Origin of the sequence: Haladaptatus sp. T7, from assembly GCF_026008575.1 — an archaeon.
GTDB classification, from domain to species: Archaea; Halobacteriota; Halobacteria; order Halobacteriales; family Haladaptataceae; genus Haladaptatus; species Haladaptatus paucihalophilus.
Genome location: NZ_BROP01000007.1, coordinates 266,659 through 292,720, shown reverse-complemented (window position 1 = coordinate 292,720; position 26,062 = coordinate 266,659). Strand labels below are relative to the sequence as shown.

Below are 26,062 nucleotides of genomic sequence, written 5' to 3'. Positions count from 1 at the left end.
GATGGTCGAAATCATCCCCGTCTCGCACATCAGCGAAGTCCTCGAAGTCGCGCTCACGGGCGAGTCCGAGAAGGACAGCCTCATCAACCGGCTGAAGGACATCACCGGCCACGCCCTCGACCGCAAGGTCGGCGGCACTCAACCCGGTAGCAGTCCGAGCCCGCAGTAAGCGTTCGGCAACGAGAATTCTTTTCTATTCGATTTCCGTCCCACAGCGACGGCACCGACCGCACCGACGGAGAGATAGCTTTTCACCGTCGGCGTCCGAATCCGAAAGCGAATGCCCTCGCCGAACTGGAACGCCTTCGCCGGTGTCGCGCTCGTCGTCCTCGTCGTCCTCATCGCGCTGGCTCGCGCCTCGCAAGCCATGTTCGTGGACGACGAGGCGGGAGGGGGCGACCGCCGCGAACCGGCACACCGCGACGGGACCGCCCGGACCGCGGCGGGCGGACGCGCGGTCGGACGGGGTGACGGAGGAGTTGGGGAAGCCGAGACCGTCGCGGACGAAACCACGCGCCGGCCCGAATACGGTCCCTTCGAATCGGCGGCCGACTACCCGAACGTGACGAACGAGGTCACGAATCCGGCGACGGAAGCGGAGTTCACGCCCGGAACCCTGCTCGTCAACGTCGCGTTGAGCCAGGGCTTGTTCGGCGTCGTCCTCGTCGTCGCGGCGGTGCTCGCCGCGATTCCCGCGGACGCGCTCGGCCTCGAACGCGTGACCGTCGCTCAACTGGGTATCGGCGTCCTCCTCGGCGTCGGACTGTACGCGGCCAACGAAGTCGGCCAGCGCGTCGCGGATACGTTCGGCATCGACTACGACGACGGCCTCCGAGAACTCCTCACCCCCGACTCGCTCGGCGGGTGGGTCGTCCTGTTGGCCCTCGTCCTGCCGATAATCGCCGGATTCGAGGAACTGCTGTTTCGGTCCTCGCTGGTCGGGGTGTTCGCCGCCGGATACGGGATTTCGCCGTGGTTCCTCGTCGTCGCCTCGTCGGTCGCCTTCGCGACGGGCCACGGCGCGCAAGGCCCGGCGGGCGTGCTCGTGACCGGCACGCTCGGCGCGGTGCTGGCGAGCGCGTTCGTCCTGACGGGAAGTTTTTTCGTGGTCGTCGTCGCCCACTACCTCGTCAACGCGCTGGAGTTCGTCGTTCACGCCCACGGCGATTCGTCCAGATAGTCGGCGAACACGGACGCCGCGCGCTCGTACGGGTCGGGCGAGCGAACGTCGATGCCGATGTCAGCGACCGTTTCGACGGCACGCTGGCGGCCATCGGTTCTGAGGAAGCCACATAATAATATCCATGAATAAGGAATTGCGTAAGAAAAATACATTCTCAAATAGAAATCACATATCGTGAAAAATAGATCAGGAATATATACAACAATTGTATTCGCTATCTCGTATATATTATGGGTGACTTTTACACCAAGAATACTACTAATCATCCCGAACCATCATAAATTTGGACAAAATGAAGAAACACTGTTGATTATTTTCATTTCTTTACTACCATTTATAGTTCTTGCGTTATTTCATAGGTTTCGTAACTACTAGTTCACCCATGTATAATCCCCCCGTGAGAAACGAATTATCTTCAGTCAAGTAGGAACCATCATTTTTCGCACCATCTACCTGTGACTGGGAGAACACGCTTACGTCATCTACAGTAGCAACTCCTCGAAGTTCAAAAAGGAGCCGGTAGTCATTACCTTCTTCTACCGCTCTTCGCTACCCTCGTGAGCATCAGCGAACGGGAGCCAGAGGAACTACCGTTCCTCGGAGTCGAGCACGCGAATCTGGTCGCCGCGCACGGTGACGGGAATCGGGACGGTCGCCTCGTACAGTTCGACGGTCACTTGGTCTTTGCCCTCGTCGATGCGCTGGACCTGTGCCTTCTCGCCCTTGAACGGTCCGGCGATGAGTTCCACGATGTCCCCTTCCGCGATACCCTCGACGTCGGGGGTCGGGGAGAGGAAGTGTTCGACTTCGGAGATGTTGCTCTCGCCGGGGACCATGCTCCGCGCGTGGGGAATCTCCTCCAGCACGCGGTTGATGACCCGGTGGTCGTCGGCCTCGACCATCACGTAACTCGTCAGCGAGTCGGGCGCGAGGACGGCGTGAATCTCCGGTTCCTCGCGGTTGATGATCATGTCCGCGACGGTGCGTTCCTGACTTGCCGTGGTCTTTACTGCGTAAATTGGCATTTAGAGTCACCTAGACGGGAACGGGGTTGATGAAAGTCATGATAGCAAAAATCGTGAATCCGAGCAACCCGACGAGCAAGATTCCAGCACCGGCAATCTGTGCAATCTTCGAGAACTCGTCCCACGACGGCGTACTCGCCAGCTTGAGTACGCGCACGTACGACGCGAGGTCAAGTTTAACGTCCATTGTTGGTTGTGCTTGGCTATCGGGCTTTTTCTATCTTTCTACAAAGAGAGAACAGCATCGGGTCCGTCGAAGGGACGTCGCCGGGGCGAAATAGCCGCCGGACACACCCGTTCGTGGCGAAAAACCGAGGATTTCGACCCGAAATGAATTTTCGCCCGACGCGTCGCGGTACCGTTCTCGACGTATCCGCCGGTAGCGCAACCCGCCGACGAGGGCGAGGACGTGGTGCGCGCCGTCCACGGACCGCCGTGGTTGCGATACAGGACGGCTTCCCGGAGCGATGGCGCGCGAATCGAGGGAGCGTTCGCTACCGAATCGGAGCGTAACAAGACACCCCCACGTTCGGCGACTGCAGAAAAAGGAGACGGACTATTCCACGTAGTCGATGTCTTCCGTCTGCTGTTGCTTCGCCTGCGCTTGTTCGGCTTCGTTACTGCCGTAAATCTGGGGCGACTGCACGCCCGTGACGACGATCATGGTGCGCATCGTGCCGTCGAGGTCCTCGTCGATGGAGGTCCCCCAGATGATGCGGGCGTCGGGGTCGATGCGGTCGTAGATCTGCTCGACCACGCCCTCGGCTTCTTCGATGGACATGTCGTTGCCACCGGTGACGTTGACGAGCGCGGATTTCGCGCCGCTGATGTCCACGTCGAGGAGGGGGGAGCGGAGGGCGCTCTTCACGGAGTCCTGTGCCTTCTGGTCGGAGTCGCTCTCGCCGAGGCCGATCATGGCGACGCCGCCCTTCTCCATGACGGTGCGAACGTCGGCGAAGTCGAGGTTGACGAGGCCGGGCTTCGTGATGAGTTCCGTGATGCCCTTCACGGAGCGCATGAGCACTTCGTCGGCGACCTTGAACGCCTGTTTGACGGGGAGTTTGCCGACGGAATCGAGCAGGCGGTCGTTCGGGACGACGATGACCGTATCGCTCACGTCGCGGAGGCGTTCCAATCCGGCCTCCGCGTTCGTGCGCCGGACCTCACCTTCCGCCGTGAACGGCGTCGTGACGATGGCGATGGTGAGTGCGCCCGCCTCGCGGGCGGCCTTGGCGACCACGGGGGCGCTTCCGGTGCCGGTGCCGCCGCCGAGACCGGCGGTGACGAACACCATGTCCGAGCCCTGAATCGCGTCGTAGATTTCGTCCTGACTTTCGAGCGCGGCCTCCTCGCCGACCTGCGGGAGCGACCCGGCACCGCGCCCGCTGGTCTTCTGTTCCCCCATCAAAATCTTCGTATCGGCCTCGATCTCGACGAGGTGCTGAACGTCGGTGTTCGCGGCGACCAGTGACGCGCCGTGAATCCCCTCTTCGGCCATGCGATTGACCGTGTTCCCCCCGCCACCGCCGCACCCGACGACGGTGATGTTCGTTTGGAGTTCTTTGAGAACGTCCTGCAGTTCCTCGTCGGTCATCGTCCCCGACAGGCCGGTGTCCTGCGAGGCACCTCCGATTTGCGACTGGGGGGCACTCTGTTGTTGCCCTTCCGCCTCCTCAATAGCGTCTTCGACGATGGAATCCATCCTTGAACCGTGCTTTACAAACGCAGATTAATTATCTTTCCCCTCTGGCTGACGGATGTCTGACTCCTGTCACCATACCTCATAAAAAGTATTATATAAGAGAACGATTCACCGGAAATTATCTCACCGGGAAGACATGTGTTCGTTCGGTTTGGACCTCTTCGGGCGGAATCGTTCGCCCGTCCACCGTCACCGCGACCCCGGAGGAGAGTTTGCCGAAGGCGGGACCCTCCGACACGCCGAACGTGCGCGCCTTCTCGGGGTCGAACGAGACCTCGCGCACGACGATTTCGTCCTCCCGGCGTTCGACGGCCGCGTACTTCCGTTCGAGCAGTTCGACCAGTTCGTCGATGATGGCGTCGTAGTCGGCCGGTTCGCGGACCGCCGCGCGTCCGCAAACCAACGTCCCGCCTTCGGTCGTCTCGAACGCTATCGTCCGCTCGGCGACGACATCGAACACGGCCTCCCGGTCAACGCCCGCCGCGGCCGCGAGGAACTCCTCGGGGAACGTCCGGAGGGAGAACGTCCACTCGTCCGGGTTCGACGATACGTCGCTCGCCCGGTCACCGAACCGAAGTCCGGACTCGACCGTCGAGAGTTCGGATTCCAGTTCCTCGGCGAGCGCGAGGGAAACGCCGGACACCTCGCGGACCCACGTCTCGCTCACCACCCGATAGCCGAGGTCGTCGATGACCGCGGCGAGGTCCGTCGTGTCGCCTTCACAGACCGCGTACTCGGCCCCGCTCCGCTCGAACGCCTGTCGAATCACGTCGGGGTGCGCCTCTGGAAGCCCGAGCGTTTCGAGGTTCCAGTCGGACGCGATGTGGCCCACCGCCCAGTCTGTCTCCCGGACGATGCGCTCGAACCGCGGGACGTAGTGGCCGCCGCCGAACCCGACGAGTTGGCGTTCGCGGTGAGGTGAGACGCCGCGAAGGTCGAGGATGGCGCGGGCGACGGCCCGCGCTGCTTCGGGGTCGCCCCACTGTTCGTCGTCGCTACCGAGTTCGACGAACATCGAGGGAACGCCCACCTCGCTCGGGCCGTGGTGGGTACACTCCATTCCGACCTCGTACTCCTCGGGCGCGTGTTCGTCGAACGCCCGGAGCAAGCGCGCGTGGGCGTTCGGGCAAGTCTCGGCGAGCGTCCTGTCCTCGCCGCCGTACTCCGCCGGGCCGAAGTTCCCGGTGAAGTGGGCGGTCAGTAGCGGCCCGGTGTCGCCCGAGTGCCGCGAGGCGAACACGAGCACGTCGGGGTCGGAGAACGCCTCGGCGACGTTCTCGATGTCGAGGTGGAGGGCGTCGAACTCCCGCAGTTCGAAGCCGTCCGTCCGGTAGTACTCCCCGCCGCCTTCGGCGTCGGGTCGGGTTTCGTCTTCGTGTGAACTCCACTCCGCCTCGGAGAGAAGGAACTCGCCGATGTGTTCGGAGGCGTAGTCGGCCCGGCTGACGACGACGGCAATCACGGACACATCTCGGACCGGACGGCGAAAAAGTCCGTCGAATCCCGGAAACGATTAAGCACTGGGCCGAAGTGTGTTACCGTATGAACGTTCTAGTTCCAGTTGACGGGTCCGATTGCAGCATGCGCGCGCTCGATTTCGGAATCGAGTTTGCGAACCGTTACGACGCGGATATCGACGTCGTTCATTTCACCGACGTGAAGGGAGAAGATACCGAATCGCTGATGAATCGAGTGCGATCCGAGCTCGAAGACGCCGACATCGAGAGCGGTACCAGCGTTGCGGTGGACGTCCATCTGGCGGACTTCAAGGCGTCGAACCGCATCGGCAAGAACATCAACGAGATGGTCGAGTCGGAGGGCTACGACCACGTCGTCATGGGACACCACGGCACCGGACGCGTCGGGTCGTTCATCCTCGGGAGCGCGGCGAAAACGGTGCTGGAATCGGGTGACGTTCCCGTGACGACCGTTCCGTGACCGTTCCCGACGGGATGAAAACATCTCCGCAACCAGATAGAACCGCTTAATTAGGGTGCTTTTGAAGATGCCCGTAGTATGAACCCGATACCGACTGTCCCACTGGCGATTTTGCCACCAGTGTGGGAAAACTCGTTACTGCTTCTCGCATCGTTCCTTCTCCTCCTCCTCGGCGCGGAAGTGTTCACGAACGCCGTCGAGTGGCTGGGCCACCGCCTCGGCGTGAGCGAAAGCGCGACCGGCAGCATCCTCGCCGCGGTCGGTACCGCGCTTCCCGAGACGACGATTCCGATAATCGCTATCTTCGGGAGCGGCGGCGGGACGAAAGCCGCGGAAGAGGTCGGCGTGGGGGCGATTCTGGGCGCGCCGTTCATGCTCGCCACCATCGCCATGTTCCTCGTCGGCACGAGCGTCCTCTACTTCAGGACGCGCCGTTCGAACGGCCAGAAGATGCACTTCAACAACAAATCCACCCGCCGAGACCTCTCTTTCTTCCTCGTCGGCTACACGCTCGCGTTCAGCGCCGCGCTGATTCACAGCGACACTATCTCCCACGGCATCGCCGCGCTGCTCGTCCTGCTCTACCTGTTCTACCTCTACCGCTCGCTCAAGAGCGGGGAACTGGTCGAAGGGGAGGAGCTGGACGACCTCCACCTCGGACTGATGATAGAGGGGTTGGTTCCCGGCATGAGCGCGGACGACAACCACTCCGGCGACCCGCACTCGATTCTGGTGGCGGTTCAGACGCTCGTCGCGCTCGGCCTCATCATCGGCGGGGCGCAGGTGTTCGTCTCCCAGACCCAGTGGGTCTCCGAGGAGGTGCTCGGCATCCCGACGGCCATCGTCGCCCTCCTCATCGCGCCGCTCGCCACCGAACTCCCCGAAAAGTTCAACAGCATCATCTGGATTTCCCGCGACAAGGACACCCTCGCGCTCGGCAACATCTCCGGCGCGATGGCGTTCCAGGGTACGCTCCCGGTCACGCTCGGGATCATGTTCACCTCGTGGGACCTCTCGTTCCAGTGGGGAACCGCGGGCTTCCTGAACGGCCTGTCGGCCATCCTCGCCATCATCAGCGGGTGCGTGCTGTACTTCCGCGCGCGTCGCATCAACGGCAGCAAGATGACGGCGCGCCCGTTCCTCATCGGCGGCCTGTTCTATCTCATCTTCCTCGCGGTGGTCGTCTACCACGTCGTCGTCCTCAACGTCGGCGGTATTTCGGGTCACTGACGGCGCTTGCTGGATGGTGTGTCTTTAATTGACCACCGTCGAAATCACAGCGTATGTCGCTTCCAGTGGCCGGTGCAATGCGGCCCCTCTTGTTGTCGAAATCGTCCACCAAAGGACTGTTACTGCTCGCATCGTTCGGCTTTCTTCTCGTCGGTGCGGAAGTGTTCACGAACGGGGTCGAATGGCTCGGTCATCGCCTCGGCATCTCGGAGAGCGCGACCGGTAGCATCCTCGCCGCGATGGGGACCGCGCTCCCCGAAACGACGATTCCCGTCATCGCCATCCTGAAGGGCGGGTCGGCGGCCTCCGATATCGGCGTGGGGGCGATTCTGGGCGCGCCGTTCATGCTCGCCACCATCGCCATGTTCCTCGTCGGCGCGAGCGTCTACTACTTCGCCGACCGCCGCGCGAACGCCACCGACCTTCATTTCAACGAGGGCGCGACGACGCGCGACCTCTCCTTCTTCCTCGTCGGCTACACGCTCGCGTTCGGTGCCGCGCTCATCCCGGACGGCACGAGCGTCGCCGCGGTGCCGATTCGGGTCGTCATCGCCGCCTTCCTCGTGGTCCTCTATCTCGCCTATCTGTACCTGTCGCTCCGGGCGGGCGAACTGGCCGACAGCGACGACATGGACGACCTCCACATCGGGCTCGCCGTCGAGGGGGTGCTCGAACGGGTCGGCATCGACCCGTCGGCCGACCACAGCTCCGACCCGCATTTCGTGCTCACGGCCCTCCAGACGCTCATCGCGCTCGGCTTCATCGTGTACGGCGCGCACCTGTTCGTGGACCAAGTGGAGTGGATGTCGAGCGAAGTCGGCATCCCGTACGCCATCGTCGCGCTCATCATCGCTCCGGTGGCGACGGAACTGCCGGAGGCGTTCAACAGCGTCATCTGGCTCTCGCGGGACAAGGACACCCTCGCGCTCAACAACATCACGGGTGCGATGGCGTTCCAAGGGACGCTCCCCGTCACCCTCGGCATCCTGTTCACGCCGTGGAACCTCAGCCTCGCGTGGGGAACCGCGGGCTTCCTGAACGCGATTTCCGTGCTCTTCGCCATCGTCGCCGGGTGCATCGTTCTCTTCCGCGCGCGTCGCGTCGGCGAGGACGACTTCAACCCGACGCCGTTCCTCGGAAGCGGCGTCTTCTACGTCCTCTTCATCGCGCTCGCCGTCTACTTCGTCATGCTCGGTGCCTGAGGCCCGTCGATTAAGTCCCCCCACTCCCTTCTTCCGCCATGGACGTGTACGGACTCCTCGGCAATCCGGTGGGCCACTCGCTCTCCCCGCCGATGCACGAGGTCGCCTACGACGAACTGGACATGGACGCCCGCTACGTCACCTTCGAACCCGAGGCCATCGGCCCGGCAATCGAGGGGGCGAACGCCCTCGGCATCAGCGGACTGAACGTCACGATTCCGTTCAAGGAGGACGCCCTCTCGCACGTCGAACCGGATTCCCTCGCGGAACGCATCGGTGCGGTGAATACGGTCGATTTCTCCGCCCCCGACGATTCCGTCCCGACCGGTCACAACACGGACGCCGAGGGCGCGCGTCGGGCGTTCGAACGCCACGGCGTGTCCCGCGACGGAGCGTCCGCCGTCGTCGTCGGTGCGGGTGGCGCGGCGCGCGGGATTGCCTTCATGCTGGCCGACGACGGCGCGACGGTCGAAATCGCCAATCGAACCGTCTCCCGCGCGGAATCCCTCGCGGCGGACGTGGACGGTGCGAGCGCGCACGGCTTGGACGAACTCCCTGGCCTCGTGTCGGGGGCGGACGTGCTGGTCAACGCGACGAGCGTGGGAATGGAATCCGACGAATCGCCCGTTCCGGCGACCGCGCTCCACGGCGACCTCGCGGTGATGGATGCGGTGTACAGCCCGCTCGACACGCGACTGCTCCGCGAGGCGTCCGCGCGCGGCGCGACGACGATCGACGGTGCGTGGATGCTTCTGTTTCAAGGAGTCGCCGCATTTGAACTATGGACTGGGAGGGATGCACCCGTCGAGCGGATGGACGCCGCCTTGCGAAGACGCCTTTAAGTGAAGGGACTTTGTACTATCCCACAATGGGGCTTATCACACGGCTGAAATCGTTGCTCGGTCTTGGCGATGAGCGGTCGAAGACGCGCAATCGTGACAACGGTGTGACGATAGAGCGCGAGCCGACCGAGACGAGAGCACAGCCCAACGTGGAATCGGAGAACGCAGTGAAAATGGCGGACGAGACCCCGAGCGAAGACACGAGCGTTTCCACCGAGGAGCTCGTCGACGAGGGGAAACCAACCGATCACATAGAGGAAGCCGAGCCGGACACGGCGGCCGAACCCGCGGAAGCGACCGGGCCGAGCGCCGACGCGAGCCAACCGGCGCAGACGGAGGCGACCGAGCCGGAAGCCGAATCGGACGAGGAACCCGAACCCGAGGCGGAAGCGCCGGAAGCGGAAAGAGAAGGAGAAGTGTCGAAAGAAGAGCCGGAAGGAGAAATCGAAGCGGAACCGGAGGAATCCGAAATCGCGGAGGAAGAACCCGAAATCGCAGAGGAGGAACCCGAAGCCGCGGAGGAAGCGTCCACCGACGCCCGGCCGCTCGAAGATGTGAAGGGAATCGGCCCGGCCTACGCGGAGCGACTGCAGAACGCGGGCGTCGAAAACACGGCGGAGTTGGCGGTCGCCGACCCCGCGGAAATCGCCCGCGAGACCGACCTCTCGACGAAGCGAATCGAGGGGTGGATAGACCGCGCGAAGTCGATGTGACGACCCGTTTGAAAAAGCTCAAACGTCTTCATCGGCAACCTCCGGCCGATGGACGAGAACCGCCGAATCGCCGCCGTCGAGGAGATACCCGACGACACGACGTTTCTGTTCACGATTCGAAACGGCTTCGACGAGGAGGAGGCCGTGCTGGTCGAAGCCGACGACGACATCCGAGCGTGGAAAAACTACTGCCAGCACTGGACCGACGTGCGCCTCGACAAGGGCGACGGCGCGAGCATGCGCGACGGCGAACTCGTCTGTGGCAAACACGGCGCGCTGTTCGAGTCGGACTCCGGCGTCTGCACCTACGGCCCGTGTGAAGGCGCGGTTCTCGACGAAGTTGACGTGACGGTCGAAGACGGTGCGGTCTACCTCACCGACCCCGATTACGAGTTCGTCCAACAGGGGTCGTCCATCGAGTACGACCTCTCCTCGAACCGCTCGCTCGGATTCGAATAGCGACGCTGCCGGTGCGGGAGCGTCGTCTCGTCGGAATCACGAGCGTTCGTCCACCGTTTACGGCTCCCGAATCACGAACGTCGGTTCGTCTACCGCCTCGCTCTTGCACTCGGGACATCGTGACGGTCGATTCGCCGGGTTGTCGAACCGGTCGAAGCCACAGTCCCGACACTCGGGCGGGGCGACGAGCAACTGCTCGCCGTTCGATTCGACCGACCGGGCGATGTGTTGAACGTGACGAACAGCCGCACCGGCCGTGATTTCGAACTCCGCGGCGAGTGCGCTCGGGGCGGCCGGTTCGGTTCGGAGGAACGTCGCTATCCGCTCGCGCGTCGTCTCATCGTCGCGCATACACATCGTTGGTCGTCCGGGTTCAAATTTCTAGCGCGAAATTTCGGACAACATAAACTGTTTTCCCGACGCGGTTCGTGAGACAATCTGCGATGGGGGAGCGAACGACGACGGACGAATCGCCGAAGACGGAAATGACGAGGAGTCATACCATTCTGTTCGTCGAACACGAAACCGATATCGCACGGTCGCTCGACCGCCAACACGACGACCTCACGGTACACGTCGAGTCGTCCGTGACGGCGTGTCTGTCCCGTCTGGGGGAGGAAGCGATAGACTGCATCGTCAGCAACTACCACCTTCCCGATTCGACCGGGTTGGACCTCCTCGAAACCGTGCGCGACGACCACCCGAACCTCCCGTACGTCGTGTTCACGGGGGACGGAAGCGAACGAATCGCCAGCGAGGCCATCAACCTCGGCGTGAGCGATTACATTCCCGAGACGACCATCGATGGGACCGACGACCTTCGCAAACGGATCGTGGACGCGATTCGAACCCACCTCGGCGGACGCGGCGAAAGCCGAATCGACACGCTGATGAGCGCGTTTCCGGACGTCGCCTTCCTCCTCGACGAGGATGGGCAATACCGCGAACTGCTCGTCGGTCCAAACTCGGAGAACCTCGCCGTTACCGCGCCACCCGACCTCGTTGGTCGGCGGCTCCACGACGTCTTTTCGAACGACATCGCGAATCGGTTTCTGGAACACATCCATCGGACGCTGGAAAGCGGCCGCGTCGAAACCATGGAGTATCCCCTGACCGTCGAAAGCGGGCAACGGTGGTTCGAAGCCCGCTCGACGCCGCTCGGCCAGGAGATAGACGGTAAAGATGTCGTCGTGTGGGTCGCCCGTGATATCACCGAGCGACGAAAACGCGAGCGAACGCTGGCGCGCCAGCACGACGAACTGGAGACGCTGAACCGGATTCACTGGGTGATTCAGGAGGTCATCCACGAACTCGTGCACGCCGCGACCCGCGACGACATCGAACAGTTGGTGTGCGAGCGACTGGTCGAATCGGGGCTGTACGAACTCGCGTGGACCGACGAGAGCGAAGTCAGTCGCGGCGGCGTGACGCCGCGAACCCGCGCCGGGGGTCTCGACGGCTATCTCGATAGGCTCGTCGAGTTCGGGGCGGATATCGGTGACGACCCCGCGAGCAGGGCGATGCGAACCGACGAACTACAGGTCATCTCGGACGTCGCGGAGACGACCTTGCTCCCGCCACAGGTCCGCGCGGAAGCGCTGGAGCGCGATATCGAGTCCGGCATCTCCATCCCCGTCTCGTACGGCAACACGATGTACGGGTCGCTGTCGCTCGTCTCCACCCGCTCCGGCGTTCTCGGGGAGCGAGCGCAAGCCGCCCTCGAAATCCTCGGGGACACCATCGGCTTCGCCATCAACGCCGCGCGGAACAAGAAGATACTGCTGTCCGACAGTCACGTCGAACTGGAGTTTCACGTGGCGGGCTCGCGGGACGCGGTTATGGCCGCCTCCCGCCAACTCGACTGTACGTGTCACCTCCTCGGGTTGGTTCCGGCCTCGGAAGGGCAACTGCTCCACTACGTCCGCACGGAGGGCGCACCCGCCGACCGGCTCGAGACGCTACTGTCGGAGTCCGACACCGTGGCGGAATGTCGACTCATCGAGACGGACGAAACCGGTCTCGTCATCGAAATCCAAATGACTGAATCGACGGTCAAGCGATTGGTCGAAGCCGGTGCCGCCGTCCAGTCCGCGACGGCGAATCACGGCGAGGTGTCTATCGTCGCCGAAATCCCGCGCGAGACGGAGGTTCGGAAGGTCGTGGATGCGTTTCAGGCGGCGTATCCGTCCGCGGAGCTGACCGGAAAACGAACCATCGACCGACCGATTCAAACCGCACAGGAGTTCCGACAGTCCCTCACCGACCGGCTCACCGACCGACAGGAGACGGCGCTTCGAAGCGCCTATTTCGCTGGATACTACGATTGGCCGCGCGGGAGCACCGCCGAGGAGGTCGCGGGCGCGCTCGACATCGCGTCGCCCACGCTGCACTACCACCTTCGGAAGGCACAACACCAACTGCTCGGCGCGCTGTTCGACGAGACGGGCACCGACGATGCCGACTGATTCGAGGGACGCGCCGCGGATTGTATTCGTCTCCGGTGATCGTTCGTCCCGCCGACCGCTCCCGCAATGAAAAAGGACTTAGGGGGTCGGGGTGACGGTCTGGCTATGAAAGCCGTCGTCCTCGCGGGCGGATACGCGACGCGCCTGTGGCCGATCACGAAACAGCGCCCGAAGATGTTTCTCCCCATCGGCGAGACCACGGTTATCGACCGTATTTTCGCCGACCTCGAAGCCGACGAGCGCGTCGATACCGTCTATGTGAGCACGAACGAACGGTTCGCTGATGACTTCCGCGACCACCTCGCGGAGAGCGATTTCGAAAAACCACAACTGAGCGTCGAAGACACTTCGGAGGAAGACGAGAAATTCGGCGTCGTCGGCGCGCTCGCGCAACTCGTCGAGCGCGAGGAAGTCGACGATGACCTCGTGGTCATCGCCGGTGACAACCTCATCAGCTTCGACGTGGGCGACTTCGTGAACTTCTTCGAGGAGAAGGGATCGTCCTGTCTCGCCGCGTACGACGTCGGAACCAAGGAGCGCGCGAAAGCCTACGGTCTCGTCGAACTCGACGGCGACCGCGTCGTGGACTTCCAAGAGAAGCCGGACGACCCGAACTCGACGCTGGTGTCCATCGCCTGCTACGCGTTCACCGAGGAAACGCTCCCGCTCCTGGAGACGTATCTGGAAGACGGCAACAACCCGGACGAGCCTGGGTGGTTCCTCCAGTGGTTGCAGTCCCGCAACCCCGTCTACGCCTACACGTTCGAAGAGGCGTGGTTCGACATCGGTACGCCCGAGAGCTACCTCGATGCCGTCGGCTGGTACCTCGGCGGCGAGTCCCGCGTCGCCGACAGCGCCACGCTGGAGAACACCACCGTCGGGGAGAACGTCCACGTGATGGACGGCGCTGAACTCGCCGACGCCAACCTCGAAAACGCCATCATCTTCCCCAACGCGACGGTTCGGGGCGGTGACGTGCGCGACTCCATCATCGACGAGGGAACGCACATCGAGAACATGGATTTGGCGGGCGCACTCATCGGTGCCCACACCCAAATCACGAACGAATCGGACGAGTAGACTCTCCCACTTTTTTTTACGCTCGGGTAACGCGAGAGACTCCAGCTCTCGCGTACCACTCGCGCAAAAAAAATCTGCACCGTCAGAGCGAAGCTCCGACGAGCCGTTCGTTCGCTCCCGTTGGTCGCTCACGAAGAGACCAAAAAGCCGCTCACTCGCCTTGCTCGTTCGCAACGATTACTCGCCGAGCCAAGCGTCCGTAATCCGCACCCGTCCGCGGTCGCCGTCCCACTCGGTTTCGTATTCGAGTTCGATGGGACGGTCCATGTGCGGCGCATCGGTCACGAGGGTTTCGAATTCCCCACCCTCACCGAGAATGTGGACGCCGTATTCGTCGTTGAGGGCTTCGAGTTCGGAAAGCGCGTCCTCGTCCAAGGTTCGTCCGAGCCACGACTCGTCCAAGCCGTAGGCCGCGACTTGGACGATTTTGATCTCGAATCCGGCGTCCAACATCGCATCGGCGAGTTCACGGGGGTCTTCCTGCCAGAGGGGAGCGAACAGGTCGATGCCGAGGTCGTCACAGAGGTCCTGAATGCGGTGGGTCTGGAATTCGCTTTCGACCGCCCCCGCTGTCACGCCCGCGAGGTCGATATCGAGGTCGCGGAGGGCGTCCGCCATGATTTCCGTCTCCTTGTCGCCCTGTTCGCCCGCGTCCTCGACGGATTCGGCGTCGAAGTCACCCTCGACGTTCACGAGCGGGATGCCGATGCTTTCGGCGGCGAGCGCCGTGAGCTCGGTCGCCGGGACGTGATACATGTACGAGTCGCCCGCCGGGTGGACGGTGAGGAGTCGTTCGACGGGAAGTCCCGTTTCGAGCGCGCGGTAGAGCGCCCACGAGGAGTCCTTGCCGCCGGAAAAGAGGCTGACCCACGCCTGCTGGTTCATACGGAGGTTTGCGAACCGGGGAATAAATGCGCCTCGGTTACTCGACCAGTTCTTCGCTGATGGCCGTCCCGCTGACGTAGGAGGCGACGCGAACCCCGACGAGGCTGACGAGGACGCCGAGGACGACGTACACCGCCAGTCGCATCCCGGGGTCGAACGTGAATCGTTGAATCGTCGTCTGGCCGACCACAATCTTGGGAACGACGACGGGAGCTATCTTCCCCGCTCGCTGGAGGAAGTAGGCCGAGAACCCGCGCACGACCAGTCCGACCGCGAGAACGCCGAACGGGAGGTTGAGGTAGGAGTTCCGAACGCGGTCGTTGCGGATGGCTTCGTCCAGCAGGCGGCCCGTGCTGGCGGTGAGGGCGGCGACGGCGATCCACGGGACGCTCTCGAAGACGAACGCCATCGCGGTCATGAGGACGTTGCCGGTGGAATCCATGGGTGCGGCCCGGAGCGCCCCGGCGAACACGCCGATGAGCGACAACCCGACGCCGACGACGTAGGTGACGATGGACACCCGGCCGGAGTAGAGGGCGTCGCGGGCCTCCGCGGGGAGATTGCGGAAGTAGTCGCCGATGGCGAGACCCTTGTAGAGGACGAACAGGCCGATGACGGCGGTGATGGCCGACGTCGCCATGGCGAGACCCAACTGCAACAGCAGGACGGGAAACGCGATGAGCGCGATTCCGGTCGGGACGAGCACGGTCTGGCGGAGTTCCTCGTCGGCGAGGAACTGCTTCAGCAGGTAGTACGTCGATTCGATGTCGCGGGCCTGTCGGACGACCACGCGGTCCACCGCGTCCACCCGGGTTCGACTCTCGACGATGGGGACGAGTCGTTCGTCCTCCGCGCTGTCGATGACGACGATGGTGGAGTCCGGGTCGTGTTCCGCCACGAGTTCGTCCATCTGGGCGGCCACGGCGCGGTCCGCGCCGACCCGCGTGTCGGCGGTGCCGGAGATGACGGCGACTATCGACTCCTCGTCCCCGTCCCGCAAGTCGCGGGCGACGCGGAGGGCTTCGAGCAGACAGTTGACACTCGAATCCTCGGGGTCCGCCAGACCGACGTCGGTGACGAGCGCCTGCACGGCCTCCCACCCGGCGACCGGCATCTCCAGCCCCGTCTTCCGACCGATGTCGTTGTTCCTATCGACACACACCACCAGCGTACTCATTCGATATTCCCTCCCAGACGGTGAAAGGTTAAAAAGGTCGTCTTTATCCCAACGTTTTCCATCTGTGAGAGGTCATCCATCGGCGAGAGGTCACCGTGTGACATCCGAACGCATTGTTTTTGGGCCGCCTAAAAATCGGAACGCTTTAGACCTTTAGGTGGGCCTAAATCAAATATGGACATCGATAGACGGACTCTCTTAAAGGTGGGTGGAACGACGCTCGTAAGCGGACTTCTGGCGGGCTGTAGCGCTCCCGACGCCGAATCGACTGCGAAAGACGTCAGCGCGGAGGCGGCCGTCGCGGCCGAGTGGAACGTCCTCCGCGCCCGACTGCACGACGCGTTCGCGCTCGGTGTCGCGGGCGAGTTCGACGCCGGTGCGACCGTCGCGGAGGACACCTTCGCCCGGTTCGAGCAGGCCACCGGCGAGTGGGGCGCACACGAGAAACTGGAGGGGACGAGCGAGACACACTACGAGGAGTTCGAGGAGGCCGTCGGCCAACTGAAAACCCGTCTCCGAGAGGAGAACACGGAGGAGATGTCGGTCGAACTCGGACTCGGAAACGAGCACCTCCGGGAGGCGCAAGTGCAACTCGTCGGCGAGCGGAACGTCCGCGCGCTCGACCTGCAACTGCTGGGGACGCGCTTGGAGAACGCCGCGATGGTCGCCGCCGCCGGAAACCTCTCGGGGGCACGGACGATTGCAACGCGGGCGCTCTCCGCGTTCGAGGACGACGACCTCCGCGACGCGCTCGAATCGGCGAACGAGGAGACCTACGGCGCGTTCGAACACGCCGCGAAAACGATGGTTCGGGCCGCGAAGAACGGGAAGGCGGACGTCGTGGCGAACCAATCGAACGACGCGGTGACGGCCGCCGTGTCCGGGTCCTACGGCCTCGGAACCGAGAACGTCGCGGGCGCGGGCCACATCGCGGTCATGCAGGCACAAGCGTTCGACGCGAACGCCCTCGCCTCGCTCGGCGGGCCGTCCGCTTCGTTCGCGCACGCCGCCACCCTGAACAGCTACCGCATCCGGGCCGCCGACTGCACGCGGTTGGTCGCACGGGGCGAGACGAAGCGAGCAGCAAAGGTCGCGGAGGACATCTTCGCCGACTTCGAAGCCTCGGATGCGCACGAAGCCCTCGAAGAGGGCGACGAGGACGCTTACGAAGGGTTCGAGTCCGGACTCGAAGCGCTCACCACCGCCGCCGAATCCGGCGACGGAACGGCGGTCGAGGGGGCCGTATCGAAGGTCGATACCAACCTCCGGGCCGGTATCGAAACGCTCGGAACGGGCGTCCAACCCGCCATCCTCCAAGCCGGATTCTTCCGCGCCCGGTTCGCCGACGCGCTCGAACGCCACAAACGCGGCGAGTCGGACGCCGCCGCAACCGTCGCACAGTCGCTGTTCGCGCGGTTCGAGAAGAACGAACTCGACATGCACGAGACGCTGGAGGGGACGAGCGAGCAACTCTACGACCGGTTCGAACACGAACACCTGAAAGAGGGGCTGATTCCGGCGTTGAAGGGCAGCGGGTCCGGCGCGTCCGCACACTTCGAAGGGGCGATGCAGGCCCTCCTCGACTTCGAGACGAAGGCCGCGAGCGCGAGCGTCGTGGCCGGTGCCGAGGCGAGTTTCATGGCCGGACGGGCCTTCGACGCCGCCGTCGTGGCGCAACTCGGCGACGCGAAGCGGGCGAACGCCATCGTGGAGTCGACCTTTGCACACTTCGAAAGTGGCGCGGGCGGCTACCACGAGGCGCTGGAACACGCCGACACGGACCGCTACGAGTCGTTCGAGGCGGCGCTGGGGAACGTCGGCGGAGCCGACGACACCTACGCGAAAGCCGTGGAATTCGGCCACGAAGCGGTCGAATCAGTTTCCGCCGTCGTGACGAACACTGGCGGTGACTTCGGCGGCGCGGCGGCCACCATCGTGCAGGATTCGTTCTCCCAGTTCGAGAGATCCGAGGTGCACGAGAGCCTCGAATCCGGCGATAAGAACGCCTACGAGTCGTTCGAGGCGAAACTGACCGCGTACGCTGACGCGCTCGACTCCGGGGAGGACGTCGATTCAGCGAACGACGCCTTCGCCACCGCCGCGCTCCGGGCCGAGTTCGCCGTCGTCGGAGAACTCGACAAGGCACCCGTCGGCGAGGCCAAGAAGGAGTCCGGCGAGGAATCGAAGACGAAACTGAAGGGCGGACCGAACGTCCAAAAGGGCGTCCCGGACGCCGCGGACCACGTTATCGACCTCAAAGCCGTCTCGTTCGACCCCGAAAAGCTCCGTATCGAAACGGGCGATACCGTCGCGTGGAAACACGTCGGCGGCGAGGCGCACACGGTCACCGCCCGCGAGGAGTCGGTCCCCGAGGGCGGGTCGTACTGGGCCTCCGGCGGATTCGATTCCGAGAAGAAAGCCGTCTCCGGGTGGGACGCGGGCAAAGGAGCGGTGCAGTCCGGGCAGTCGTACGTCCACACGTTCGAGACGAAAGGGACGTTCGAGTACTACTGCATCCCCCACGAGGCGGCGGGCATGACCGGGACGATAGTCGTCGAATAACCCCCGAGAGTGCCGTCTCGGTAGATGATGGCCCGGAGGGAAGTGCCGCAACGACACCTTCTCAGACGTTTCCGTTCAGCGCGTCGAAAATCCCGTTGGTGAACTCCCGTTCCGACCACAGTCCTCCTTCCATCCCACCCGCGACGACCGCCGATTCGACCGGGACCTGACCGCCGCCCATCCGGGCGTGGCCCCCGGCGTCCGCTCCCGGAATGTCGGTGACGGCCATCTGCAACGCTTTTCCCATGTGAACTCGGTCGTCCCGGGAGCGACCGGAGATGTAGAGGGTGTCCTCGCGTCGGCCGTAGACGACGACGGCCGTCACGCCTTCGAGGTGCATCAGTTCGTCCGCGGCCTGTGGAATCGCGTCGGCGTTCGAGAGCGCACCGACGTTACAGACCGCAAAGGACCCGCGGACCTCCCGTTCCGTGATGGCACGCGATTTGATTTCGAGCACTTCGGCGCTCACTTGCGGATTGGCGATGCGGTCGAGACGGTGTTCGTCCACGCCCCGATACAGGTACGCGCTCGCCTCGAATTCAGCCGCACAACAGCCGTTCGTGAGGTGTTTCGTGTCGGATTGGATGCCGTACAACAGGCCGGTGGCGATGTCGGACGGGAGGACGAAATCGTCCTCCGGCGGGACTTCGTCCGGGCCGACCGGCGTCGCGCCGAGGTCATCGAAGTACTCCGCCACGATGGTTGAACACGCGCCGTAGTTCGTCCGTTTGTCCGTGAACACCTCACCGGTCCCGTTGCCGGGGTGGTGGTCGATGACGGCGTAGGGTTCGATTCGCTCCGACCCGTCGAACCCGCGCGGCGTGTTGTGGTCGACGAGGACGATGGTAGAAGCAGCGAGGTCGGTGACGTGTTCGACGCGTTCGAGTTCGAGGTCGAGAATGGTTCGAAACGCGCGGTTTTCCTGATGTCGTATCTGCCCGGCGTACTGAAGCGTTACCTCCGTCCCGACCGTTTCGGCGAGATAGGCGATAGCGATGCCACAGGCCATCGCGTCGGGGTCGGGATTCGGATGCATCAGGACGACGAGTTCGTCCCGTTTCGCCAACGCGCGTTTGAGCCGAGCGCCTTTCGGTCGCCGAATCCAGCGAACGACCAACCAAAGGGACACCGCCAACACGGCCACGCCGACGATACCCCCGACGACGAGCAGCGGATCGTCGGAGCCATAGAGCTGTGCCGTGCGGAACAGCCGTTGTGCGGACTGGTCGCCGCGAAACTGCATATCCCGGAAATCGATACGGGAAACCAAGAACTTTTCCCAACAGTTACAGGTGTCAGACGTTTTGTGAATCCCGGAACGATTCGATGGCCCCCCGATACCCCTCCCTGTACGTCGGGTACCGGAGTTCGTACCCTAACTCGCGGAGTTTTTCGTTCGAGCAGCGCTTGCTCGCTCGCGCTCGCTCGCTCGTCGCCGGTTCCCTTGGCGGGTGGGAAACGCCGCACTCGTCCGCGAGCCAATCTGCGAGCGTCGGCTTCCGAACCGGTTCGTCGTCCGAAACCAGAACGACCTCGTTTCGCCCTCGTCCGGTGTCGAGGAGGTATCGAATCGTCCCCGCCGCGTCGTCGCGGTGGAGCAGGTTCAGATATCGGTCCGAGACAGGACCCTCCAGATAGCGCTCCAGTCGATACCGGTCGGGACCGTACAACCCCGAGAACCGGGTTATCGTCCAGTCCCACCCTCGCTCCGCCCGCACGATTTCCTCGGCGTCAGCCAGAATCTCCTCTCGTTCGGTTCGGGGCTCCAGCGGCGTCGATTCGTCCACGCGAGCACCGTCACGGTCGCCGTACACGCCGGTACTCGACGTGTAGACGACGCGCTCCGGTGACGACTCGCGGGCCGCGAAGTGATCGAGCGCGGTCCGAAGTCCCTCGACGTAGGCCGTGCGCGCCGCCGCCGAATCCCGGCCGTCGGCGCTCACCGCGTAGACGAGCACGTTCGCGTCGGGAATCGAGGATAGCGAATCGCCGTCCGTTACGTCCGCCCGCACCGCGTCGGCACCCGTTTTTTTGACCGCCCGAAGCCCCTCGGACGAGCGTCGCACGCCGACGACCTCGTGACCGTCCGCGAGCAACTCCCGCGCGAGTTCGCACCCGACGTAGCCGCATCCGAGCACTGCAACGTTCATATCGTTCCTTCGAACGGACCGCGGATAACTCCGCCGTCTTCTCGTCTCTCCGCAACCGCCGCCACCCTCGCTGCGTCTATCGGTCGTTTCGCTGCGCGATGGCGTGGTGAACGAGCGCGTACTCCTCCACAGACATCGGCGCTCGCCCCTCGATTTTCTGCTGGACGGCGCGCGCCTCGAAGTCGCCGTCGATGTCCCGTGCGAGCGTGTCCACGTCCAAGAGGCCGGTCGTCATCCCCATCAGGAGGTGGTCGCGCACTTCGAGGAGGATGGCATCCTTCTCCGGCGTGCCCTCCTCGGTGGCGAGAATCGCGGCGGCGTCTTCGAGCGACAGGTCGGCGGCGGTCTCGCCGTCGGCGATCGACTCGACGGTCTCACGGTCGAGTCCCGTCAGTTCCACCACCTCGTCGATACCGACCGACGATATCGTCTCCGAGAGCTCCGCCGCGTACCGTCCGTGGAGTTCCGTCGGCGTCATCTCGCCGGGGTCGTCTATCTCGTCGTAGAGCATGGTCGTCACGAAGGTCTGCGGCATCAAATGGGTTGTCACTCCGGTTCGACCAGCCGGGAGAGCGCTCGTCGGCGTTCCCGTCCACGTCACCGACGCCCGTCTTCCCCGGCGGTACCGCGACGACGACCGTCGTTCCCGTATCGAACGAAACCGGCGTCGTCCGCCCGAGCAGTTCCTTCGTCCCATCGTCGTCCGTGTCCAATCGGACGGGTCCGGCTTGCCGGGAATACGCGACCGACGCACCCGGTGTGGTTGGCGAGCCCTCACGCGCCCGAACCGTGAACCGAGCGTACGTCCCCGACACGTCCACCTGCCAGACGTTGACCGTCGCGTACCAGTAGCCGGGGACGGGAACGACCGGCAGTCCCGCCGGTAAGTCCCCGACGGTTTCGTTGATGGATTCGTTCAATCGCTGCTGCACCCGATTTTCGATGCCCTGTTGTACCGCCGCTTTCAGCTCCGTCACGAGAACGCGGCGGGTCGTGGAGACGGTCGGTGCGACGCTCGACTGGCATACCCCATCGACGTCCCGTCGTGCCGATTCGAGCGCGAACCGAATCCGAAGCGTCGCCGCATCGCGTCGCATTCGGCTCCAATCGTCCCGACGTTCCCTTTCGACCGCTCGTGCGATACTCCCAGCAGCCGAACCGTTCGCGATAGCACTGGCCCGATTCGCCGTCGTCCGCCAGCGGGTCACTCCGCGGTGAACGACCGTCCGACGTTCCGACCTATCGAGTTCGATGGCGTCGCTCGCGGCGAGTTCGCTCCGGACGTTTCGTTCGATATCGCCTATCGATGAAGACAGCGCCCGCTGTAGGTCGTCGCGTCGTCGTCGAAGCGACGCGTTCGTTTCAGTCGCAAGCGTCTCGTTCGCTGCCCGAAGCGCGACGCCAGCGGTCCGTAGCTGAACTCGTTTCGGCTTTCGTCCATCCGGGAGCAGCGAAACGATGCCGTCCGAAATGTCGGACGACGGAACCGTGAACAGGTTGACGTTCCGCGCCGAAAGCGGGTAGGTCTTCGACCCGCGCGGGACGGCCGAAACGTGGCGATGTTTCACCGCCGAAAGCGTCAGATACGGCGGTGAGCCATCGACGCTGATATTGACCGGTGTTCCGGGGCCGCTCGTTCGCAGCCGATGCGTGGACGGAGAGGTGACCCTCCGACGAGCCGCGAATGTCCGTCGAATTCGGTCGAGCGAGACGCCCGTCGCGTCCTGCACCGCCCTGCCGAGTCCCATCCGCGTTCGACGGGTACGCTCCGCCCTGCTATCGAGTCGGTCGATGACGGCATCGAGATACGTCGCACGGGCCGCGTATCGCGCCCGTTCGGCGGCGTCCTCGTATCTCGCGGGTGCGCCGATGAGCGCGCTTCGGTCGGCGCGAAGGGACGACGCCAGTTTCGCCGCCGGATTCGTTCCGCCAGTTGCGAGAGTCCCGCGGGAAACGGTCACCGAGCGGTTTCGAACCCGGTTCCGAAGCGACCGCACGTCGCGGTACACCCGCGCTCGAAGCAAATTCGAATATCGACCCTGCACCGCGACCGCTCGCGTGTTCATCGTTCCGACGCTCGCACGACGTGCCAACCCGTCCGCGCCGCCGCGGTCGGTGACGAGACGTTCTATCGCCATTCCCCGAACGTCCGCGAGGTTCGGCCCGGCGGCCCCATTCGCCTCGTGGGCGCTCGGAAGGGGTCGAACCGGTGCGCGGTCCGTCGTCACGTGGTCGCCAGCGACGCCGAGCGAGACGACGAACTCGTCCGTCCACCGGTGGGTCGTTCGGACGGTTCGATTCGTCGGTGGCCGTGGTTGCGTCGGAGGTGTGGGTCCCGGCGGCGTCGGTTGTGGTCGTGGCGAAGTGCCGGGGAACGGCAATCGCGCGGTCCACCCGCGATTCTCATCCTGCGTCGTGTCTTCCCGCTCCCACCGCCGAACGACGGTGTGCGTTCGAACGACACGACGGGCACCGGTCCAGAGGAGGTGCCAGCCCCGCCGTGTTCCGGGAGACGACGCACTGGCGTTTTGGACCGAAACGTCCGTTTTCGTTCGCTCATCCCGGAGCGTCCATCCCTCACCCGGCGGACGGGGATGCGGTTTCAGTTCGTCGCGGACGGTTCGAACGCTCGCAACTGGGCGGACGGAAACGCGATACGCCGACCCGATTGCGGCGTCCAACTCGCTCGACTCGCCGCCGTCGATGAGGTCCAAGAGTGCACGCTCCGCCGATTCGTTCACGCCGATGTTCATTCCCGTTTCGGGGGAATGCGCGGAGTCGAGCGGTTCCGACGCCGCATCGAGTGAACCGTCGATGGTGCCGTCCGCACCGCCCCCACCCGCCGTGTTCAGAACGAGGTCCGTCCAGAGCTTTCCGTGTTGGGTCGTCGGAACGAGAAGGTCGGTGAGACCGACGCGAGCGGTTGCACGACGAACTCCCCGTCGTCCATCGGGGTCACTCGTCCCGAACGATTTCGTCTGCTCTTCGAGAATCGCGCCGTTCGTCAGCAACTCGATGTGGCGGTTCGACAGTACGTTTGTAATCGGTGCTCCGCCATACTGTGCGTATCCTCGCGCCCACGTTACCGCGTAGAGCCGGGCGGTCAGTCGACGGCCGAGTCCCGGGTCGAGCGGCCCGCTGTCGAGCCGCCGCTCGAATCGCTGAACGCGCTCGTGCAGCGCCAGAACCGGCGTTTCAACCACGAGCGTCACGTTTTTCTTCGTGGCGGCGACGGTTGTCCCGCCGCGGGTCGCACGCATCGACACGCCGTCGATGCGAACCCGTAGCCCGGCCTCCGTCAGGTTCCCGACCGGTTCGACGTGGACTCGTCGCTTCGCCCGTCGAAGTGCCGTCGCGTTCGGCGTCGCCGGGAGCGATGCGGTCGCACTCACGTCGCCGCCGTGGGCACCCACCGAACGCAATCGTTCCCGCGCTGTAAGATAGATTCGAAGGCGGAGGTAGTCCCGAAACGGAGCTACGTCGTCCATAACCCGCCCGGCGGTCGTGTTCGCCGGACGAACGAGCGGTTCGGCGGCCGCTTCCCGACCGGCCTGTCGGACCGCCCCGCGGAGCGCCGTCCGAGTTCCGGCGGTTACGGTTCGCATGCTCTGCTCCACATTCTCGTTCACGTGCGGTGCCGGTCGAGCCACCAGCGCACCCGCGAAGGAGAGACTCCCGACCAGCAGTAGGACGCCGATCAACGCGAACGGTACCCGTCCGCGGGTGTCGTCGGCGAGGTTCACGCGTCCCACGTCCTGACGACGAGTCGCGTCTCGCCGAGCGACACCGACCGGGCAGCCTCGGTCGGCGTCCGGAACGTTGACCGGAGGTCGGCTTCGACGGCGGCGGTCAGCGCGTCGATGAGTGCACGTCTCGCTCGGTCAGTGGTGAGAGTGTTCGTATTCGACCCATCCACGTCGTACAGCCGAACCAACCGTCTGAGTCGAGCCGCAACCGTCGCGCCCGTCTCGCGGTCGTGTAGCGCCAACGTCGTCGTTCGGTTCGGAACCAGACCGATAACGATTCCGGCGGCGACGACCCGCGCGACGTCGCGGTAACCGCCGCGTCGAGCGGCGTCGAGTGCTCGCTCTCGAACCGGCGGAAATTTGTTCGGAAGCGTGATCTCGGCCGCGTGAACGTCCACTCGGGGCGGCGGTGATTTACCGACGGCGAACCGCCCTCGAAGGTGAGCGTTCCGATACGGTTCCCATTGGACGAGGAGTCGCATGCGGGACGGGCGGTCGAGTCGTTCTCGCACACGGCGAGCGACCGCGTGCTCGAACGGGTCGCTCGCCCGTGACAGTTCGGCTCCGCGAACGGACGCGTTTGCCAGTGCGGTCTGGCCGAGCAGTCCGGCGAGGGTACCGCGTGTCGTCCGATGAATCGCTCCGTCGTCGGTCCGAATCGTGTAGTTCAGTCCGGCGGTGCTGGTCGTGAGGACGTTCGCCGTCGATTCGGCCGTTCGCGTCCGCGCTGTCGATTGCGGTGGCCTCGCTCCGGCGAGGACGAAAGCACTGGCGCTGACCAGCAGCAGGCACAGGGTCACGTCGAGAACGGTGCTGATGGCCCTCATTTCCACACCACCACGCGGAGCCGTCCCGGTCGAACGTCACCCGGCGCGATTCGAACGCTCACCGTCGTTGCCGCTGGGCTGCTCGGAACCTTGGCGTTCGGCGGTGGCGTCGGCCCGTCGTGCCACTCACGCTTTCCTACCGTGAGCGTAACGTTGCAGTGATAGCCGTCGGGCGTCGCGGAGGACTCCGCGAGACGCGTGGGAATCAAGATGCCGTTCGAACTCGCGGCGTCCCGAACCGACGAAATCGTCGTCGGTCCGAGAGTTCGCTCGGATCGAGGCATCGCGTCGCCGAGGACGCCGGTGTAGGCGAGCAGTCCGAAACAGACCGCGAAGACGGCGACGATGGCCGCGACGGGTTCGGTCTGTGCCCTACCCGGAGACCAGCGTCGCATCGACTCCCTCCCACGAAACACAGCGAACGCGAAGCGTGCTATGCGCCCGTCGCCAGACCGACTGGTGGTCTCTGGATTCCCGTATCGCCGCGCGGAAGTCGGCGGGTGAATCGAACACCGCGGACGGCGGCGACCCGGACAACACGCGGTTCAGTCGGGAAGTGGAGTCGGAACGCCTTCCCCCGTCGGGAACGACTGGAACGACCGGACCGTACGCGAACGTCGCGTGCGCGATTCCGCCCTTCCCGTTCAGCCCCAACCGCCGCGGACCGAGCTTTATTTTCCGCGCCGACAGCGGGTGTTCGGCGGTCGCGGTGTAGGTGCATCCGGCGACGGAATCGACCGTATCGGCGACACTTGCGGCGTTCGGCGGCGGTGCGGTCGGCAGTTCGATGGCGACGCCGAGGACGGCGAAACTGACAACCGTCACGCCGAGCCAGACGTACCACGCGTCGAGGGGTGCGTCGAACATGGGCCGGAA

General features: G+C 64.3%; 25 protein-coding genes. 10 read left to right on the top strand and 15 right to left on the bottom strand.

The features are described from left to right. The first annotated feature begins 280 nt into the window (after window positions 1–280). Window positions 281–1,180, top strand: coding sequence for a CPBP family intramembrane glutamic endopeptidase (locus tag OPC11_RS18705; protein WP_264782932.1), 900 nt, complete (start codon window positions 281–283; stop codon window positions 1,178–1,180). Here OPC11_RS18705 and OPC11_RS18700 read toward each other — a convergent pair. From OPC11_RS18700 to OPC11_RS18680, 5 genes are all read right to left on the bottom strand, one after another. After that, the gene (locus tag OPC11_RS18700) at window positions 1,153–1,335 is read right to left on the bottom strand and encodes a hypothetical protein (RefSeq protein WP_264782931.1); all 183 of its coding nucleotides are present in this window, start codon (window positions 1,333–1,335) and stop codon (window positions 1,153–1,155) included. The genes OPC11_RS18705 and OPC11_RS18700 overlap by 28 nt on opposite strands. Window positions 1,336–1,770: 435 nt before the next feature. Next, window positions 1,771–2,208: a transcription elongation factor Spt5 gene (locus tag OPC11_RS18695; protein WP_007981573.1), complete on the bottom strand. Its 438-nt coding sequence runs from the start codon at window positions 2,206–2,208 to the stop codon at window positions 1,771–1,773. 10 nt (window positions 2,209–2,218) lie between these two features. Beyond that, a complete protein-coding gene (locus OPC11_RS18690; protein WP_007981575.1) occupies window positions 2,219–2,395 on the bottom strand; it encodes a protein translocase SEC61 complex subunit gamma in 177 nt (58 codons plus the stop codon). A 369-nt stretch (window positions 2,396–2,764) separates the two neighbouring features. Beyond that, complete coding sequence (gene ftsZ, locus OPC11_RS18685; protein WP_007981576.1) at window positions 2,765–3,910, bottom strand: cell division protein FtsZ; 1,146 nt, start codon at window positions 3,908–3,910, stop codon at window positions 2,765–2,767. Window positions 3,911–4,028: 118 nt separating this feature from the next. Continuing rightward, entirely contained in the window at window positions 4,029–5,372 is a 1,344-nt protein-coding gene (locus tag OPC11_RS18680; RefSeq protein WP_264782930.1) for a D-aminoacyl-tRNA deacylase, read from the bottom strand. Window positions 5,373–5,452: 80 nt separating this feature from the next. Here OPC11_RS18680 and OPC11_RS18675 point away from each other — a divergent pair, with 80 nt between their 5' ends. From OPC11_RS18675 to OPC11_RS18650, 6 genes are all read left to right on the top strand, one after another. Further along, on the top strand, window positions 5,453–5,848 hold the full coding sequence (locus OPC11_RS18675) for a universal stress protein (protein WP_026177897.1): 396 nt from the start codon (window positions 5,453–5,455) through the stop codon (window positions 5,846–5,848). 78 nt (window positions 5,849–5,926) lie between these two features. Continuing rightward, the gene (locus OPC11_RS18670) at window positions 5,927–7,078 is read left to right on the top strand and encodes a sodium:proton exchanger (protein ID WP_049940983.1); all 1,152 of its coding nucleotides are present in this window, start codon (window positions 5,927–5,929) and stop codon (window positions 7,076–7,078) included. A gap of 53 nt (window positions 7,079–7,131) precedes the next feature. Then, window positions 7,132–8,280 (top strand): sodium:calcium antiporter, encoded by a 1,149-nt coding sequence (locus OPC11_RS18665; protein ID WP_232423825.1) that lies wholly within the window; start codon window positions 7,132–7,134, stop codon window positions 8,278–8,280. A 38-nt stretch (window positions 8,281–8,318) separates the two neighbouring features. Then, window positions 8,319–9,122, top strand: coding sequence for a shikimate dehydrogenase (locus tag OPC11_RS18660; protein WP_264782929.1), 804 nt, complete (start codon window positions 8,319–8,321; stop codon window positions 9,120–9,122). 26 nt (window positions 9,123–9,148) lie between these two features. Further along, complete coding sequence (locus OPC11_RS18655) at window positions 9,149–9,835, top strand: helix-hairpin-helix domain-containing protein (protein ID WP_264782928.1); 687 nt, start codon at window positions 9,149–9,151, stop codon at window positions 9,833–9,835. A gap of 48 nt (window positions 9,836–9,883) precedes the next feature. Continuing rightward, the gene (locus OPC11_RS18650) at window positions 9,884–10,294 is read left to right on the top strand and encodes a Rieske 2Fe-2S domain-containing protein (protein ID WP_007981587.1); all 411 of its coding nucleotides are present in this window, start codon (window positions 9,884–9,886) and stop codon (window positions 10,292–10,294) included. A gap of 57 nt (window positions 10,295–10,351) precedes the next feature. Here OPC11_RS18650 and OPC11_RS18645 read toward each other — a convergent pair whose 3' ends face one another. Further along, complete coding sequence (locus OPC11_RS18645) at window positions 10,352–10,645, bottom strand: hypothetical protein (RefSeq protein ID WP_007981588.1); 294 nt, start codon at window positions 10,643–10,645, stop codon at window positions 10,352–10,354. Window positions 10,646–10,737: 92 nt separating this feature from the next. Here OPC11_RS18645 and OPC11_RS18640 point away from each other — a divergent pair, with 92 nt between their 5' ends. Together OPC11_RS18640 and OPC11_RS18635 are read left to right on the top strand one after the other, a co-directional pair. Further along, window positions 10,738–12,759: a bacterio-opsin activator domain-containing protein gene (locus tag OPC11_RS18640; protein ID WP_264782927.1), complete on the top strand. Its 2,022-nt coding sequence runs from the start codon at window positions 10,738–10,740 to the stop codon at window positions 12,757–12,759. A 105-nt stretch (window positions 12,760–12,864) separates the two neighbouring features. Beyond that, entirely contained in the window at window positions 12,865–13,839 is a 975-nt protein-coding gene (locus tag OPC11_RS18635) for an NDP-sugar synthase (RefSeq protein ID WP_264782926.1), read from the top strand. Between the two features lie 177 nt (window positions 13,840–14,016). Here OPC11_RS18635 and OPC11_RS18630 read toward each other — a convergent pair whose 3' ends face one another. Further along, on the bottom strand, window positions 14,017–14,724 hold the full coding sequence (locus tag OPC11_RS18630; RefSeq protein ID WP_264782925.1) for a diphthine--ammonia ligase: 708 nt from the start codon (window positions 14,722–14,724) through the stop codon (window positions 14,017–14,019). Window positions 14,725–14,761: 37 nt separating this feature from the next. Further along, the gene (locus tag OPC11_RS18625; protein ID WP_026177894.1) at window positions 14,762–15,901 is read right to left on the bottom strand and encodes a DUF373 family protein; all 1,140 of its coding nucleotides are present in this window, start codon (window positions 15,899–15,901) and stop codon (window positions 14,762–14,764) included. Between the two features lie 174 nt (window positions 15,902–16,075). Between OPC11_RS18625 and OPC11_RS18620 the strand changes: the two genes are divergently transcribed. Beyond that, window positions 16,076–18,463, top strand: coding sequence for a DUF5059 domain-containing protein (locus OPC11_RS18620; protein WP_264782924.1), 2,388 nt, complete (start codon window positions 16,076–16,078; stop codon window positions 18,461–18,463). Window positions 18,464–18,524: 61 nt separating this feature from the next. Here the strand turns inward: OPC11_RS18620 and OPC11_RS18615 are convergent, their stop codons facing one another. The 7 genes from OPC11_RS18615 to OPC11_RS18585 form a co-directional block, all read right to left on the bottom strand. After that, window positions 18,525–19,706: a bifunctional oligoribonuclease/PAP phosphatase NrnA gene (locus tag OPC11_RS18615; protein WP_264782923.1), complete on the bottom strand. Its 1,182-nt coding sequence runs from the start codon at window positions 19,704–19,706 to the stop codon at window positions 18,525–18,527. A gap of 52 nt (window positions 19,707–19,758) precedes the next feature. After that, entirely contained in the window at window positions 19,759–20,613 is an 855-nt protein-coding gene (locus OPC11_RS18610; RefSeq protein WP_264782922.1) for an SDR family oxidoreductase, read from the bottom strand. Window positions 20,614–20,689: 76 nt separating this feature from the next. Further along, window positions 20,690–21,091 (bottom strand): DUF5791 family protein, encoded by a 402-nt coding sequence (locus tag OPC11_RS18605; protein ID WP_264782939.1) that lies wholly within the window; start codon window positions 21,089–21,091, stop codon window positions 20,690–20,692. Next, entirely contained in the window at window positions 20,988–24,365 is a 3,378-nt protein-coding gene (locus OPC11_RS18600; RefSeq protein ID WP_264782921.1) for a hypothetical protein, read from the bottom strand. Before OPC11_RS18600 ends, OPC11_RS18605 begins: the two co-directional genes overlap by 104 nt. Continuing rightward, window positions 24,353–25,186: a hypothetical protein gene (locus OPC11_RS18595; RefSeq protein ID WP_264782920.1), complete on the bottom strand. Its 834-nt coding sequence runs from the start codon at window positions 25,184–25,186 to the stop codon at window positions 24,353–24,355. Before OPC11_RS18595 ends, OPC11_RS18600 begins: the two co-directional genes overlap by 13 nt. Beyond that, window positions 25,183–25,581, bottom strand: a complete 399-nt coding sequence (locus tag OPC11_RS18590; protein ID WP_264782919.1) for a hypothetical protein — start codon at window positions 25,579–25,581, stop codon at window positions 25,183–25,185. The genes OPC11_RS18595 and OPC11_RS18590 overlap by 4 nt, the downstream gene beginning before the upstream one ends. Further along, complete coding sequence (locus OPC11_RS18585) at window positions 25,559–26,053, bottom strand: hypothetical protein (protein WP_007981605.1); 495 nt, start codon at window positions 26,051–26,053, stop codon at window positions 25,559–25,561. The genes OPC11_RS18590 and OPC11_RS18585 overlap by 23 nt, the downstream gene beginning before the upstream one ends. Window positions 26,054–26,062 lie beyond the last annotated feature (9 nt).